Origin of the sequence: Nocardiopsis akebiae, assembly GCF_018316795.1 — a bacterium.
Taxonomy (GTDB): Bacteria; Actinomycetota; Actinomycetes; order Streptosporangiales; family Streptosporangiaceae; genus Nocardiopsis; species Nocardiopsis dassonvillei.
On sequence record NZ_CP074132.1, the window covers coordinates 2,834,164 to 2,848,668 of the forward strand.

Annotated in this window: 12 protein-coding genes and 1 other annotated feature; of the genes, 4 read left to right on the forward strand and 8 right to left on the reverse strand. The window is 65.4% G+C overall.

All coding sequences use genetic code 11. From position 1 onward, the window contains the following. Positions 1–226 precede the first annotated feature (226 nt). Entirely contained in the window at positions 227–526 is a 300-nt protein-coding gene (locus KGD83_RS12205; RefSeq protein ID WP_212643874.1) for an NIPSNAP family protein, read from the reverse strand. Between the two features lie 524 nt (positions 527–1,050). Here KGD83_RS12205 and KGD83_RS12210 point away from each other — a divergent pair. Genes KGD83_RS12210 through KGD83_RS12220 form a run of 3 tightly spaced genes read left to right on the forward strand, consistent with a single transcriptional unit; the run spans position 1,051 to position 6,504 of the window. Next, entirely contained in the window at positions 1,051–3,171 is a 2,121-nt protein-coding gene (locus KGD83_RS12210) for an ATP-dependent nuclease (RefSeq protein WP_212643875.1), read from the forward strand. Positions 3,172–3,176: 5 nt separating this feature from the next. Then, positions 3,177–5,114: a UvrD-helicase domain-containing protein gene (locus KGD83_RS12215; RefSeq protein ID WP_212643876.1), complete on the forward strand. Its 1,938-nt coding sequence runs from the start codon at positions 3,177–3,179 to the stop codon at positions 5,112–5,114. Beyond that, a complete protein-coding gene (locus tag KGD83_RS12220; protein WP_212643877.1) occupies positions 5,107–6,504 on the forward strand; it encodes a Wadjet anti-phage system protein JetD domain-containing protein in 1,398 nt (465 codons plus the stop codon). Before KGD83_RS12215 ends, KGD83_RS12220 begins: the two co-directional genes overlap by 8 nt. Here KGD83_RS12220 and KGD83_RS12225 read toward each other — a convergent pair. From KGD83_RS12225 to KGD83_RS12255, 7 genes are all read right to left on the reverse strand, one after another. Further along, entirely contained in the window at positions 6,478–7,476 is a 999-nt protein-coding gene (locus KGD83_RS12225; RefSeq protein ID WP_212643878.1) for a hypothetical protein, read from the reverse strand. The two genes, KGD83_RS12220 and KGD83_RS12225, sit on opposite strands and share 27 nt — an antisense overlap. A gap of 274 nt (positions 7,477–7,750) precedes the next feature. Further along, a protein-coding gene (locus KGD83_RS12230) for an IS3 family transposase (protein WP_249351898.1) occupies positions 7,751–8,985 on the reverse strand; the annotation gives its coding sequence in 2 pieces (ribosomal slippage) (positions 7,751–8,706 and positions 8,706–8,985; 1,236 coding nt in all). Continuing rightward, positions 8,594–8,707 (reverse strand) — a sequence feature (AL1L pseudoknot). It overlaps the preceding gene by 114 nt. A gap of 90 nt (positions 8,986–9,075) precedes the next feature. Then, positions 9,076–9,810 carry a helix-turn-helix domain-containing protein gene (locus tag KGD83_RS12235; protein ID WP_212643879.1) on the reverse strand — a complete coding sequence of 245 codons (735 nt, stop codon included), beginning with the start codon at positions 9,808–9,810 and terminating at the stop codon, positions 9,076–9,078. Further along, the gene (locus KGD83_RS12240; RefSeq protein ID WP_212643880.1) at positions 9,807–10,379 is read right to left on the reverse strand and encodes a hypothetical protein; all 573 of its coding nucleotides are present in this window, start codon (positions 10,377–10,379) and stop codon (positions 9,807–9,809) included. The genes KGD83_RS12235 and KGD83_RS12240 overlap by 4 nt, the downstream gene beginning before the upstream one ends. Next, entirely contained in the window at positions 10,376–11,662 is a 1,287-nt protein-coding gene (locus tag KGD83_RS12245; protein ID WP_212643881.1) for a hypothetical protein, read from the reverse strand. The genes KGD83_RS12240 and KGD83_RS12245 overlap by 4 nt, the downstream gene beginning before the upstream one ends. Positions 11,663–12,115: 453 nt before the next feature. After that, positions 12,116–12,544 carry a restriction system modified-DNA reader domain-containing protein gene (locus KGD83_RS12250; RefSeq protein ID WP_212643882.1) on the reverse strand — a complete coding sequence of 143 codons (429 nt, stop codon included), beginning with the start codon at positions 12,542–12,544 and terminating at the stop codon, positions 12,116–12,118. A gap of 91 nt (positions 12,545–12,635) precedes the next feature. Next, on the reverse strand, positions 12,636–13,019 hold the full coding sequence (locus tag KGD83_RS12255) for a restriction system modified-DNA reader domain-containing protein (RefSeq protein WP_212643883.1): 384 nt from the start codon (positions 13,017–13,019) through the stop codon (positions 12,636–12,638). 331 nt (positions 13,020–13,350) lie between these two features. Here KGD83_RS12255 and KGD83_RS12260 point away from each other — a divergent pair, with 331 nt between their 5' ends. Then, a complete protein-coding gene (locus tag KGD83_RS12260) occupies positions 13,351–14,400 on the forward strand; it encodes a serine/threonine-protein kinase (RefSeq protein WP_212643884.1) in 1,050 nt (349 codons plus the stop codon). The last annotated feature ends 105 nt before the right edge of the window (positions 14,401–14,505 follow it).

Here is a 14,505-nt window from a genome sequence, read left to right on the forward strand (position 1 = left end):
GGCGCCGACCGCTGTTGGACGGGCTCCGGTGCCAGCGGAGACAGGTACAAAGGGGCAGCTGAGGTCAAACAGAGGGCTGACGCTCTCGTGCGTGTGGTCCGCTGATTTCCGAGAGACGACCAGATTCCCGGCCACCGTCCGCTGCTACTGCACGAGGCACCCGACGCGGTACCGTAGGGAAGCGCCGCGCGCACCTGCTCGCCATCGCTGAGGAGGAGACGCCGGGTCAGTAGGCCCGGGTGACCTCGCGGACGTCGGTGGAGACCAGGTAGTCCTCGGGGTCCAGGCTCATCGCCTCGCGCTTGGGGGAGACCCAGTACTGGCGGTTGCGCTCATCGAAGGACTCCGGGCCGTCGTAGGAGATCTCCCAGATGAAGTGGTGGCGTTCCCGGTCGACCCAGGCGCCGCCGAGGGAGAAGCCGAACTCCAGGCGCAGGGGAACGATCTCCTCCTTCCAGCGCCGGACCCATTCGTCGAGCAGGCCTTCGCGGACGGTGTAGGTGCGTACCTGGGTGGTGACGGCCACGGTGCTGCCTTTCCTTGAGGTCTGTGTCTTCTCTAGTTTCCCCTGAGGGAAGGTTCAGCCCCTGAAAGCTGGGCCCTTCCTGTTTGAGCAGCGCGGCCATGGTATCGGCGCCGACGCTGCGTCACTGAGATGCTTGGCGAGTTCACGTACCTACCCGAGGCGGCTACCTCGCTCACCTCTGCTGTGCGAGTCACAGCACAGATGCCACCGTGGCCCAAGGAGCGCGCTTCAGCGACCAGATCGGCATGAAGTTTTGATCTGTTACTTCCTGAGCCTGCTGGTCGCTCGAGCGGCGACCTCCATAACGGGCCAGCATTCGCTTCGAGTCGACGCTTTGGGTATCCCATTGGTTTACGGGGGGTTCTGCGAAATCCTGGGTTCGGGATCGCTGAAAGTGGTCGTGTGATGATGAGGGTCGGGGTACCATCCTTGATGATGGCTCTTCGGCCGTTCCCCCCGTTCCCCACTCGCGCGGCTGCGCTACCTGCCTTACGTGTCTTCGTGTTTCCTGTCAAGAGGTGTGCATGCGAATCAAGTCAGTTCGCGTAGAAAACTTCCGGAGGCTGCGTTCGGTCAAGGTGGACCTTGACCCCAACTCGACGGTCTTCGTCGGGGCGAACAACAGTGGGAAAACATCAATGACCCACGTTTTTCGATTCTTCTTCGAGCGACGGAAGAGCGACTTCACGTTCTACGACTTCAACTCCGGTTGCTGGGATCAGTTTCAGGGCGTGACGGAACTGACCCAGGACGAAGCTGAGAAGTTGCCGAAGATACGCCTCGACCTTCTCTTGGAGGTCCGTAGGGAGGACTGGTACCGGGTCGTCGAGTTGATGTCCTTCCACGATCTTTCCGAAGATATCGGACGGGTGGCGCTGCGACTGGAGTTCGCGCCCAGGGAGGATCTTGCCGAGCGTTTCATGGCGGCTCGGAAGAAGGCGAGACAGGCCAAGGAACAGCAAACCGAAGAAGAGAGGAGGGTCTTCGCCCCCTGGCCGGAGGACCTGCGCGACTACCTGGATCGTGAGCTTAACTCTGCTTACGGGTTCCGCTATTACGTGCTCGGACCCGACACGTTCGACCGGGAAGGTGCGGGCTGCGAAGGGGCAGATGTCGCTGGGAGGATGGCTGACTCTCCGGCTGCCGCCAAGGAGTTCGTTGACAGTCTCATCCATGTGGACATGGTCGATGCTCAGCGATTTCTCTCTGATGATGAGACATCCAAGGGGCGGGATCTGTCCCGTCATGTCCGTAGGTTCCTCGACTACTCTGCTTCGGATGATATCGATCATGCCGCTCATCAGGCTGTGAAGGCTTCGGAAAAGCAGGCGCAGTCCTATCTGTCGGACAAGTTCGCCGAAACCTTTACCCGACTGAACAAAGTCGCCGGACCAGGAATCCGCAACCCGAGGCTGAGCGTCAGGAGTCGCCAGAACAGCGATTCCCTGATCGCTGAGAGCGCATGGGTGTACTACCAGTTCGCTCCGGGGGAGGAGGACGCGAAGAGGCAGCTTCCCGAACGTTACAACGGCCTCGGTTACAAGAACTTCCTCTTCATGCTCATCGAGATCCACGAGATGCACCGCCGGTGGGCCTCGGGTGTGGGAATACGGCCGCTCATCCACCTCGTGGTGATCGAGGAGCCCGAGGCCCACATGCATCCTCAACTCCAACAGGCATTCCTGAAGATCGTGCGCCAGTTCGTCGACGAGGACGAGTCCGAGGTCTTCCATACCCAACTCATGGTGACCACGCACTCTCCTCACATCATCTATGACACCTCTTTCGATCCGATCAGGTACTTCCGGCGCCGGACTGCCTCGGACGGTGCTCCGGTCTGTGAGGTCAGGGATCTGTCCAAGCTCCAGACAGTCGACTCCAAGTTTCTGCGTAGGTTTCTCAAGATCACCAACTGTCACCTCTTCTTCGCGGACGCGGTAATCATCGTTGAAGGAGATGCCGAGCGCATCCTGTTGCCGTTGATGATTGACAAGGAGCCGAGCAGGCTGTCCCAGCTGGCTAGCTCGCACATCTCACTTCTCGAGGTGGGTGGATCACATGCCCATCGATTCAGGCCTCTGGTGAGCTTCCTCGGGCTCCCCACACTGATCATCGCGGATATTGACAGTGTCGGTCCGGTTGAAGGAAAGAAGAAGGACGCCGCAGTTCCGGCCTCCACGCCGAATGCCCGAAGCGCTAATTCGACGCTCAAGACCTGGCTGCCGAGAAAAGTAGGGATCAAGGAGCTGCTGGACACTCCGGTGGGAGAGAAAATCGGAAATCACGAGGGCGGTGTCGATCCAGCAAAGGTGCGTGTTGCTTACCAGGGTCGACGTGTGATCGAGTGGAATGACCAACATCACGAAGCAGCTGGGCGCACATTCGAAGAAGCCATGATTCTCGACAATCTAGAATGGTTGCGTGACTGCGGAGAAAAGATCGGCTTTCAGTTGGGTGATGACATCTCTGCTGGGCAGGTCGAGCGGGAGGTTTTCGAGTTCGTTACCCGGCCGCCGGGTGGGAAGACCAACCTCGCGCTGACCCTTTTCGATCTGTATGATGAGAAACCCTGGAAGACCCCGTATTACATCCAGGAGGGGTTGGTCTGGCTTAACGGCGAGCTTGACCGGGAAGTGGAATTGTGAGCTCTGTGTCTGTGCGCCAGTCGACCGAGGCGGACAAGCAGATCCGCGAGGTCCTCGAAGCCACTGAGAAGCAGGGTTTTGTCGTGATCGCCGGGGCGGGATCAGGTAAGACGACATCGCTGGTGAAGGCTCTGCGACACATCGGTCGGACCGAGGGCCCGACCCTGCTGGGCCAGCGGCGCCAGGTCGCCTGCATCACATATACGAATGTCGCGGTGGAGGAGATCAAGGAGCGGCTCGCCGCCAACCCGCTTTTTCATATCTCCACGATCCACAGCTTCCTCTGGAGTGTGGTTCAACCCTTCCAGTACATGATCCGTGAATGGGTGCGCGCGGACATTCATCGTCTTATCGCGGCGCGTGACGAAACCAGGGGTGCGAAGTACGTCGAGGCGCTGGAGTGCCTGAACGACCCGGCTCTGCGCTTCAACTACCAGTCCGGTCGAAACTACCAACAAGGGTTCCTCGGTCATGACGATGTCCTGCGTATGGTACCCGAGTTGATAAAGAGGGAAAAGCGCCTTGCCGCTATCGTTGCCCAGCGTTTCCCCTACGTCATGGTCGACGAGAGCCAGGACACGGATCCGAAGGTGGTCGAAGCGCTACAGGCTGTCGAAGAACAGGAACGCGGAGAGTTCTGTTTGGGATTTTTCGGGGATCCGATGCAGCGGATCTTCCCGACCGGAGTCGGTCTCATCGAAGCGGACACCAGTTGGACAACCATCCGTAAGAAGGAGAACTGGCGTTGCCCTGAGCGGGTGCTCGATGTCATCAACAAAATCAGGAGGATGTCACCACACGACGGAGACCTGACTCAGGTCCGGGGCGAACGCGAGGGGGAGGAAGAACCGAACAGAGGTGACGCGGACCTCTTCGTGCTCTCGTCGGAAGACGACAGCGGCATCTGGTTGGACCGAGTACGCGACCACCTGTCGGTCCGGCAGAACGACCTGCTGTGGAGTCAGGGAGTGGAGGGGAAGAACCTCAAGATCCTGGTGCTGGAGCATCGATTGGCGGCCCGACGCCTGGGCTTCACGGACGTGGACAGCGCCTTCCACCAATCTGGGCGCCGATATGCCAGGCAGTTGAGGGAGGAGTACATCGCAGGGACGCACTGGAGTCTGCGGCCCCTTCTCGACCGGCTCATCCCACTCGTGGAGGCGATCGAGCAGAAGGACGGGATCACAGCCCTGGGGATGCTGAGCAGGCTCTCCCCACGGCTCGGTTCCTTCCGTGATGGTCAGGCCACCGCGGAACTACTTCCGCGGCTGAAGGACGATGGCGATCACCTGGCCAGGATCCTCGCCAGGGACAGCACGGATTCGGTCGCGGGCGTGCTGCGACACGCTCTCCACTCGAAACTCATCCGACTGGACCCTCGCCTGAAGGCACAGCTTCTCAAGCACGAGGGCTTCTCTTTCGTGGAGGGGCTGCCGGTGGAGCAAGGCGAGGCCGCGGAAGACACAGGAGAGCAGCCCGAGGAAACACGCCAGGAAGAGCAGAAGATTCTTCAGAAGGCCATGACCGCCTACCTGGCCTGCCCCGCGGCGCAGATGCGGATCTACCACGACTGCGTTTCGGGACGGTTGCCGTACCAGACCCAGCACGGGGTCAAGGGCGCCGAATTCGAGCGGGTGCTGGTGCTGCTGGAGGACGACCGCAGCAATTGGAACCAGTACTCCTACGAGAAGCTGCTCGGTATCAAGGACCTGAGTACTTCTGACATCAGCAACATCCGCGCTGAAAGGGACCATACGCCGGAACGCACACGCCGTCTCTTCTATGTCAGTTGCTCTCGCGCGACTCGTTCGCTCGCGGTGGTGCTCTTCACCAACGACCCGGACAGGGCATTGCAGGCACTCCGGGAAGATACCGACTGCCCCTTCCCCGCTGACAGGGTGCACGGCATCGAAGACCTGGAGGGCTATCCCGGGCATGCCTGACGAAGAGCGCATGATCGAGGTGAAGGACCTCGTCAACAGCCCCCTGCCTGAAGGGGTCCGTGTCGTGGTCCGCTGCCCCGAGGCCGGGGAACCGCCCATGAAGCATGGGGTCCTGGACGTTTCCACGGTGTTCCTGGTCTCCGAGAGCCCTCCGGATGAATTTCTCACCCCGGAAGGTCTTGAGCCCAAGGACCTGGCCTGGGTACTGGAGAAATCCTCGCGCAAGGTGAAGACTTTTCAGGATCGCTGGGGAGACCGGGCGAACCACGTACTCGATGAGCTGATTCGCTGCGGCGCGGTCATGGTGAAGGCCCGCGTCAACATGAGGGATCTGCGGATCAAACGGCTGGTCCAGATCATCCGGACCCCATTGTGGTCGGAACGGGCCGACGAACGACGATGGAACATCCTCGGCCGGGTCGATCCAGGTCTGGCGCGTACGGAACTCCTCGACCTGATGAGAGGTATCGGTGAACTCGAAACCGAGCACGGACTGCTGCTGAAGTCCGAACCCGGTGCGGTCCCCGCGGGCTCCGCGACCAGGGCGGGGCATTGGGACACCTACGATTTCGCGGTGCGTGTCGCGTGCCGGTGGTACCGACACAGGAACGAGCGGAACCCCACCCGGCGTGAGGTCTCCTCCCGCTCGCATGCGCACACCGCCGGCACGAAGACACGCTGGACCGAAGCCCGCATCCACGCGGTGGAGAACCTGCTGAAGAAGTACATCTCCGAAGCGTTCGACTTCCCCGACCACGAGATCCGGGTCAAGGGGCCCCTGCGTTGGTACAAGGACGACGACCTGGCAGTGGACGCCGTCACAGCCGCCCCCTGGGCCGGTCTGCCTTCCAACGGTGTGCGCGAGAGCGGTTCTCTGGAGCGGGTCGAGGGGATTCGCGGCGTTCTCGTCCTGGAGAACCAGGACACCTTCTACCGCTCCTGCCAGATTTCCGCCATTACCGAGGGTTGGGTCTGTGTCTGGGGAGCCGGGTATGCGAGCGACGGACTCGTCGGGTTCCTGAAGATGCTGGCTCCCCTGCCGATCGCGGTGTGGGGGGACCTCGACGCGCACGGCATCGCGATCATCGCCAACCTGCGCGACCGGGTAGGGCGGGACGTGTACCCGGTCGCGATGACCGAGGAGGCCTGGCTCCGGGGGCCGCACCGGCCGCAACCTCCGGAACGTCGTGGCCAGGACGCGAAGAAAGCGGCAGGGCTCCGCGCCCTGGCCCCTGACGTGCTGCGACCCGTGGCCGCACTCATCGCCGACCACCCGGAGTTGGCCGGGCTGGGGGTGGAACAGGAGGCCCAGCACGGAGAGGTGTTGCCGGCTCTGGCCGACCTGCTCGCCGGGGTGCTCGACTCACTCCGGGGCCCGTCCGGAGCGTAGCCAGAAGGCCAGCCGCTCGACGTGCCGACCGTTTTCGTCGGATCCCCACGACCGGGTGGGGCGGTTGTAGACCTCATTGTTGGACACGTGGTTGAACCACAGGACCTGACCGCAGTGCCGCACGGCGTCGTGGATGACACTGTCCTGACAGGTGCCGAGGATGGTCACCTGTTGTGAGATCGCGACCTTCTGCAGTTCCCGCAACACGTCCCGCCGGTTCTCGTGGCCCAGACTGTTGCCGAGTTCGTCCAGCACAAGGACTCGGCCGGGCACATCGCTGTCGGCTAGGAGCGAGGCCAACACCAGCTGGATCGCGAACACCTTGACCTGAGCCCCGTTCGCGATCTTCTGGTAGGAGACGTAGGTCCCTTGCGGAGAGCGTCGCCACCGGGGAATGACGTTGACCTTCCACTTGGAGCCGGTCGCGGAGGGGTCCAGTACCTCGTAGTCGAGGCGGGCGCCGTAACCGCCGTCCCTGTCCTTGTCCAGTTCGTCGAACTGGTCGCTGATCCTGGCCAGGATCAGTTTGATGGACCTGGCCACGGCCGCACGGATGATCTCCAACGACCCGATCTGCTGGTCCACCTCCTGCTGGGCGGCTGTGAGGTTGCGCCCGCGCTCCTCCTGTTCGTTGGCGATGAGCGTCTTGTTGAGTGAGTCCTGTACCTCGCATTCCTCCAGCAGCTCGGCGATCGGCTGTAGGGCGGTGTCGAACGCTTTCCTGGCCTGGCCGGGTTCGGGGACACTCTGCGCGGCGGTGTCGATGAGGTCGACCAGGGCGCTGGGAAAGGTGTCCCGGTCCTGGCGAATCACCGCCAGCGCCTCCAGGAAGGAGGCCGAGGCGTGGTTCCACCAGTCCTGGGCCGTGCGCTTGCGCTGGGTACGGTCCTCGATCTGGGCGATGTGCTTCTTCGCGGAGTCCGAGCCACGGCCCCAGGCCAGGCGCCACTTGTCGTGCTCGACCCTTTCCACCTTCTCGTGAGCGCTCTGAAGGTCCCGGCGCAGCCGACCGAGCTTGTCCTCCGCGCTCCGTAGCTCCCGCTGAGCGGATTCGACGAGAAGCTCGTGGTTGCTCAGCGTGATCTGCGCCTCCGTGTGCCGCTGGTCCGCTCGCGTCCAGAGCGTCCGGAGCTCGTCTGCCGCTGCGACTGCCTCGGCGTGCTCGGCTTCGGCGGTTCGCAGCTCCTCCCGGCAGGCTTCCAGCCGTTCAGCCGCTGTCGCGATCTCCAGGTGTTTCGTGCCTGGTTTATTGGAGGCTCGGAACCAACGCTTCGTCCTCTGTTGACCCGGCCCGCTGCCCGTAGAAGCCGTCTTCGAACTCGGCCGGCGGGACCAAGCCGATCTCGCCGTGCAGACGGCGGTGGTTGAACCAGTCCACGTACTCGGCCACCGCGATCTCCACTTCGTCCAGGTTCCTCCACGGGCCCCGGTTGCGGATCAGCTCGGCCTTGAACAACGAGTGGAACGCCTCGGCCAGAGCGTTGTCATAGGAGTCGCCGGTGGTGCCGACCGAGGCCACCGCTCCCGCCTCGGCCAGGCGCTGGGTGTAGCGCACCGCCAGATACTGCACTCCGCGGTCGGAGTGGTGAACCAAGCCGTCGATGCGTCGGCCGACATGGGACCGGTTCCACACCGCCATCTCCAACGCGTCCAGGGCCAGGTCGGTGCGCAAGGACTTCGACACCTGCCAGCCCACGACGCGGCGGGAGAACACATCGATCACGAACGCGGCGTAGACCCACCCGGCGAAGGTGCGGATGTAGGTGATGTCGGCGACCCACAACCGGTTCGGAGCGTCCGCGGTGAACGCCCTCTCGACCAGGTCCGGCCTGGTGTCCGGGCCCGGGGCCGGGGTGGTGGTGCGCGGGCTCTTGCCGCGGGTGATGCCCCGCAAACCGGCTTGGCGCATCAGCCGGTGAACGGTGCAGCGGGCCACCCGGTGGCCTTGGCGGTTGAGTTCGGCGTGGACCTTGCGCACCCCGTAGACGGCGTAGTTGTCGGTGTGCACCTGCCGGATCTTGGCGGTGGTGGTCTCATCGGTGCGCGAACGCAGCGACGGGGCTCGGCTCTTGGCCGCGTAGTAGGTGGACGGGGCGATCTGCAACACCTGACAGATCGGCTCGACCCCGAACTCCTGCCGGTACAGGTCGATGTAGGCGACTACCTGGTGTGTGGGCGGTCGAGCTCCGCCGCGAAGAAAGCCGACGCTGACTTCAGGATCGCGTTCGCCCGGCGCAGTTCCCGCACCTCGCGTTCGAGCTCGGCGATCTTGTGGGCCTGGTCGGTGGTGGTGCCGGGCCGGGTCCCCTGGTCGATCTCGGCCTGGGTGACCCAGTTGCGCAGCGTTTCGCGGTTGATGCCCAACTGGTCGGCCACTCGGGCGATGGCCCCGTCGCGGGTGGTCGGGTTGCGGCGGGCGTCCACGGCCATCCGGATCGCTCGTTCGCGCAGCTCAGGCGGGTACTTCCTCGGTGCTGGCATGACTCTCATCCTTCCCAGGTTTGAGAGCCTCCATCACACCCGGCACGAAACAGTCCTGGAGGTGCTCGGTCGTCTGCTCGGGCAGGAGGCTCATGGTGTGCCCTCTTCTGGTTCCGTGTGGCTGCCGCGGGTGGCGGCAAGGGGGCCCGCGTCTTCACTCGGAGCCAGTGGCCGAGGATCGGAGTTCACCGCGGCCAGGCCGAGCTGGTGTGACTGGCGGAGCTTGTCGGCAAGGCCTTCGTCGGTGGTGGTAACCAGGGCGATCTGCTCTCGCACACGTTGGGAGGCGGCTTCCGTGAGCCGGTTGAGCTGTGGTCCGGGTTTGGCCATGCCGCCCCCGTGACCGGTGAAACAGACCAGCCCCCGCGCCGCCAAGCGCCGCAGGGACTCACGCACGACCCCCCTCGGGACCATGGACTCCTCCAGCAGGTCTCGGCGCACGGGAACGGCGTCCAGCCATGTGTCCCCCTGAACTCTGCCCTCGGCCTGGGGGATCGCCACGCAGTGCAGCAGGACCAGGGCGAGCACCGCCCGTTCCTCGGCCGGCAGGACCCCGGAGCCCTCCGCCACCAGCGCGTCCGTGATGTGGTCGGCGTAGCCGGCGGTGTATCCGTGTCCGGCCTGGAGCAGGACCCGTCCCGACTTGCTGAGACATCTCTTGACGCAGTTGCGAAGACCAGGATCGAGGAGAGCCTGGAAGTGGGCGGCGAGGACCGGGGAACGGGAGGACTCAAGCGCCGCGATGGCGTCCAGTACCTCGGTCCGCTGCTCGGGGGTGAGGTCGTTCAGTTCGGGCCACCTCTCGCCCATCGCGGATTCGGTCATCGGGGCTCCTCCAGGGGCGGGCTCTCGGGGTGCCGGGGAAGGAGATCGAACACCTCACGCAGGTCTATGGTCTGGCTGCGGGACCAGGTCGCGACGCGCGGCCCCAGCCTGACCCCGGTGCCCGAGAGTTCGACCCACAGGGAACGGTCCAGCCGCGCGAGTGCTCTGCGGGAGCGCCCGAGAGCCCGCGAGCTGTCGTCCTCCTTCACCCAGGCCAGGGCGTCCAGCACTTCCTGCTGCTCACACGGAACCCCGGGCCAGGGCTCCGCATGGCGATCACGCCAACAGCAACCGAGGCATGCGGCGAAGACCTCCAAGTCGGTGCGGCTGTGTTGCGGGTGGTCCAGCCCGGTCTTCTCCTCGTGGGAGGGTTCATGGCCCTCCACCCACCCCAGGATCCGCGCGGGTTCGTCCCATCGGACGACATCCAGAACGGAGCGGCCCGCCCTGAGGGCTTCGTCGACGATGATCGCATCAGGGAGGTCGGCACGGATCGGCGCGGTGCCCAGGGCGTGCATGCGGGCCAGGGCAAGAGGCCCGGATTCGGTGACGGTCCTGGTCTCGGTCATGGAGTGTCGTTTCCCTCGTCCGGCTCGGGCGGCGGGTGGTACTCGAAGGTGTCGGGATCCCACTTGGGGTTGCGGTGCAGCCTCACCTGGGACAGGTAGGTCATCTCTTCCGCTGGGTGGACGAAGAACCCGTCCGTCATCTCGACCTCGTAGGGGGCGCCCAGCCCGGACACCCTGATCATGTCGACCAGGAGCCGCATACCTTCCGGCCAGCCGAGGGCCCGCACACGGTCGGTGAGGTCGATACCGTCGTGCCCGCCGAGGAGTAGTTCGGCCTGTTCCAGCATGTGGCGGTGGCGTCCCTGCTCCTTGCGGGCGATGTCGTGGAGCGGATTGTCCTGGGGAGCATCCCGGTCGGGTCGCGGCGGCGGGGCTCCTGGGGCCGGGCGCCTGGGGCTGAGCTCTTCGATCGTCTCGATGAGCGCGGTGGGAGAGATCCCGAGGTCGGGCGGGCCCACGACCACGTGGGAGAAGACGGCCGCCAGTTCTTTCAGGCTGCTCGTCTTCGCCGCGTCCTTGTACTGCTCAGGGTGGAAGAGGCTGAAGTTCCGGTTGAGGGCTCCGGCTTTGATGAGCCGATCGATGAGATCCGACGTGGCGGCGGCATAGGCCTGGGCACATTCCAGGGCCTCCCGTGCCGGGCGCTCCAGGTCCCGGAAGTGCGCGATCACCAGTTTCTGGAGCTCCTCGACCCGCTTCACGAGCCCCGGGTCGCGGTAGCGGTGTTGCTCGGCGATGAGCTCTTTCAGGGGGCGTGTCCGCAGCATCGAAAGCAGGTGATCGGTGAAGACGATCAACGTCTGCCGGGTGCGTAGAAGGGCATTGTGGACGTCTGCCCTGCTGGCCTGGTCGCGCTCGATGGCGGAGCGTGTGCTGTCCAGGAGAGCCAGGAGCTCGCCGATCCCGCCGTGGCGGTTGATGCGCTCCAGGAACAGCAACAGGGCCATGCTGATGGGTTCGAGTATGTACCGGTCCTCGCGGGGCCGCGGACTGGCAGGGAGCAGCATCCCCAGGGCGAGAAAGGTGTTGATGCGCTGCTCGAAGTCCTGAACCTCGGCCACCCCTGCGCAGGCGTCCCGAAGCTCGCCCCGTGTGAAGCCGCCGCTCCTCGGGGATCCGGTGGTGTAGACGCGGAAGACCGCCATGGCCACGTCCAGCAGTTTCGGGTCCTCGATGACCGAGTCGCTGTGCTTGGCGATCGGTGCGGCGAGTGCCTTCAACTGCGCGGGGAGCAGGCCCTGAGGGCGGCTGTCTTCAGGCGGGGATGATTCTGTTGATCGCATGGTTGGCGGACTGCCCTGTCCATGGGGGTGCGCCTCTGAGAGGGGCTCGGAGATGGGGGCAGTCAACCAGAGGTCACAAGATCATTTCAGGACAATCGAGAGATTCGCCATGAGGTGCTGCCGGGGGCGGGGGAGGTGCCTATCTGCACACGTGTCCCGGCACCGGTTCAGAGGAGTTGTTGTATCAGCACTGTTCACGTGAGGAGCGGAGGAAGACGTCCCACTCGGCGGCGGCGGCGACGGCGGGGAAGGGAAGGCAGCCTTTGGCGGGGTTCTCGGAGTCCCGGACGGCCGCGCCTGGTAGAGGTCGGTGCCCGTGCCCGTGCCTGTGTCCGTGCAGGGGCGCTGAGAAGAGGAGGAGCCGCTGGACATGTGGTGCGCCAGCGGCCCCGGAAAGTCCCCGGCGTATGGGCGCTGAGCGACCCTTCGGCCTTCGAGCGGTGCGGCGATGTCTCAGCGCAGGTCCTGGAGCAGGGCGCCGTCGCTTGCGCGTCGCCACTGCCGCCATCCGTTGATCTCGTGGCCGCACAGGGCGCGGGCGGCTCCGGAGGGGGTCTTGAACGGTGCGGCACCGCCCTCGTCGAGTCGTACCCGCCCGCCCGCCGTCACGGTGGCGGTATGTGTGACACCGAGCCGACCCCGTTCCCAGACGAGTCCCTCCCCGGCACGGAGGGTTCCTTTGCGGATCATGTCGGCCAGAGCCCCCTTGGCGACCTCGGTTGCGTCTTGCTCCGGGGCTCCGGGGTCGGGAACGGTGTTGGACGCGAGGGTGTCCAGGCCCAGAACGCGGCGAAGCACATCGTTCGGGGTGTCGACGAAGGGCTGGGCGCGTTCCTGAAGGGCGGCGTACACCTCGGCGTCGACACGGATGACGTTGGACATCGACGATCCTCTCTCGGAGCGGTCAACTCTTTCTGTAACACTATCTCAGTATCCCAGTGCTCCTGTGGGGCGGAAGGGTCGTGGCTCGGCATTACTGGCGGAGGAGGGAGCGCAGTTCCTGCAGCGTCCTGCCGTCAACGGCCAGACGCCACGCGAGGAGACCGTTCTGGTTGCTGCCGGAGAGGTAGGTGGCCGCTGCGGAAGCAGAAGGGAAGGGAGTGGGGTGCCCCTCCACGCGCAGAGCACCCTCCGAGGTGGGGTGTGCACGGTAGGTCCGTCCACTACGAGGGCGCCGCCAGACCAACTCCTGTCCAGGGGAGAGCAGCCCGTGCTCGAACAGGGCCAGGATGAGGTCACGCCCCTCAAGACTGCGTGCGCTGACGCTCCGGTGTCCAAGGGACGCGCCTGCCGAGGGCGGCGACCAGCTGATGTCGACACGCACGCGGCTGGTCCCGGGGTCGAGGATCACGATCATAGTGGACTCTCCTGTGTTGGTATGGGTTTCTGATGCTGAAAACTTGACCTTATATCTTTGTTACCAGTGAAGATAGCCCACTCCGCCGAAGGGCGCTACCCGCTTCAGGGGGTTCGTGGCGTTGCGCGAAAAAGGTCGGGATGGCGCGCAGTGCGGAAACGCCCCTCTGTGGGGTGCGATTCGGTGCAGGGATGGCCGCATGTGGACAGAGTCCTGAAAGGGACTTTGGTCCCGGGTCTGCACGCAGGTCAGCGGCGATAGCCTGTGTCCGCAGACCGCGCGTTCCCCCGCTCCACCGCGCGCGGCCCCCGGTGGCATTGGCAGGTCCGCAGTGAAACCCCTGACCCCCTCAGACCCCCGTGCCCTCGGCGGCATCGAACTCCTCGGCCGACTCGGGCAGGGCGGCATGGGCGTGGTCTACGTCGGCCGCACCGCCGAGGACGCCCCGGTCGCGGTCAAGACCCTGCACGCGGCGCACCTGGACCGCGACGACCTGCGCGAGCGCTTCGACCGCGAGTCCACCGCCCTGGGCATGGTCCAGGGACCCGGCGTCGCCGCGCTCGTGGCGGTCTCCGAGCGGGACGACGAGACGCCGTGGCTGGCCATGGAGTACGTCTCCGGCCTGGACCTGGCCACCTACCTGGAGCGCAACAATCCTCTGGACGAGGTCGACGGCGCGGCCCTGGGCCTGGTCCTGGCCTCGGCCCTGACCGAGATCCACACCGCCGGCCTGCTGCACCGCGACCTCAAGCCCGCCAACGTCATGCTCGGCTCCGACGGCCCCCGCGTCGTCGACTTCGGCCTGGTGGCCATCGGCGGGGCTGGCGGCGACCTGACGATGACCAACATGCGGCTGGGCACTCCCCGCTTCATGGCGCCCGAGCAGTTCACCGACCCCACCGGGGTGACCGCGGCGGCCGACCTCTACGCCTTGGGCGTGATCCTGGCCTACGCGACCTCCGGACGCTACCCCTACAACGGCGCCACCGCCGAGGCCCTGGGCATGGCGGCGGTCAGCCCCGACGTCCACCCCGACCTGGCGAAGGTCCCGGCCGGGCTGCTCCCGCTGGTCACCGAGCTGATGGCGGTCGACCCCGCGAGCCGACCGGCGCTGGCCGACGTGCGCGCCCGGCTGACCGAGTTCCTCGCGGCCGCGGGGCTCTCCCCGGGCGCCGCCCGGGCCCGGCTGGCCGAGCGCACCCACGTCGAGGGCACCGGGATCGCCGACGCGATCCCGGCCGTCACCCGCCCCGCGGCCGTCACCCGGCCCGCCACGGCTCCGCTGCCCATCGGAACCGGGACCGGGACCGGGAGCGGACCCCGGCTCGCGGCCCGCACGGCCGCCCGGCTGCGCAAGGCCTACGCGCGTCCCGCCGCCTGAGGGGCCCGCCGGACCGCCGCCGGGCCGGTCACCATCTGAGAACGACGCCAACCGCCGCCGGCGGCGGCGCGTGTAATCGAAAGCAACGAGAACACCGCAGTGGAC

Coding starts and splice junctions, on each gene's coding strand:
- KGD83_RS12245 (WP_212643881.1), bottom strand. CDS start 11,662: ATGCGATCAACAGAATCATCCCCGCCTGAAGACAGCCGCCCTCAGGGC.
- KGD83_RS12235 (WP_212643879.1), bottom strand. CDS start 9,810: ATGACCGAATCCGCGATGGGCGAGAGGTGGCCCGAACTGAACGACCTC.
- KGD83_RS12210 (WP_212643875.1), top strand. CDS start 1,051: ATGCGAATCAAGTCAGTTCGCGTAGAAAACTTCCGGAGGCTGCGTTCG.
- KGD83_RS12240 (WP_212643880.1), bottom strand. CDS start 10,379: ATGACCGAGACCAGGACCGTCACCGAATCCGGGCCTCTTGCCCTGGCC.
- KGD83_RS12255 (WP_212643883.1), bottom strand. CDS start 13,019: ATGATCGTGATCCTCGACCCCGGGACCAGCCGCGTGCGTGTCGACATC.
- KGD83_RS12250 (WP_212643882.1), bottom strand. CDS start 12,544: ATGTCCAACGTCATCCGTGTCGACGCCGAGGTGTACGCCGCCCTTCAG.
- KGD83_RS12220 (WP_212643877.1), top strand. CDS start 5,107: ATGCCTGACGAAGAGCGCATGATCGAGGTGAAGGACCTCGTCAACAGC.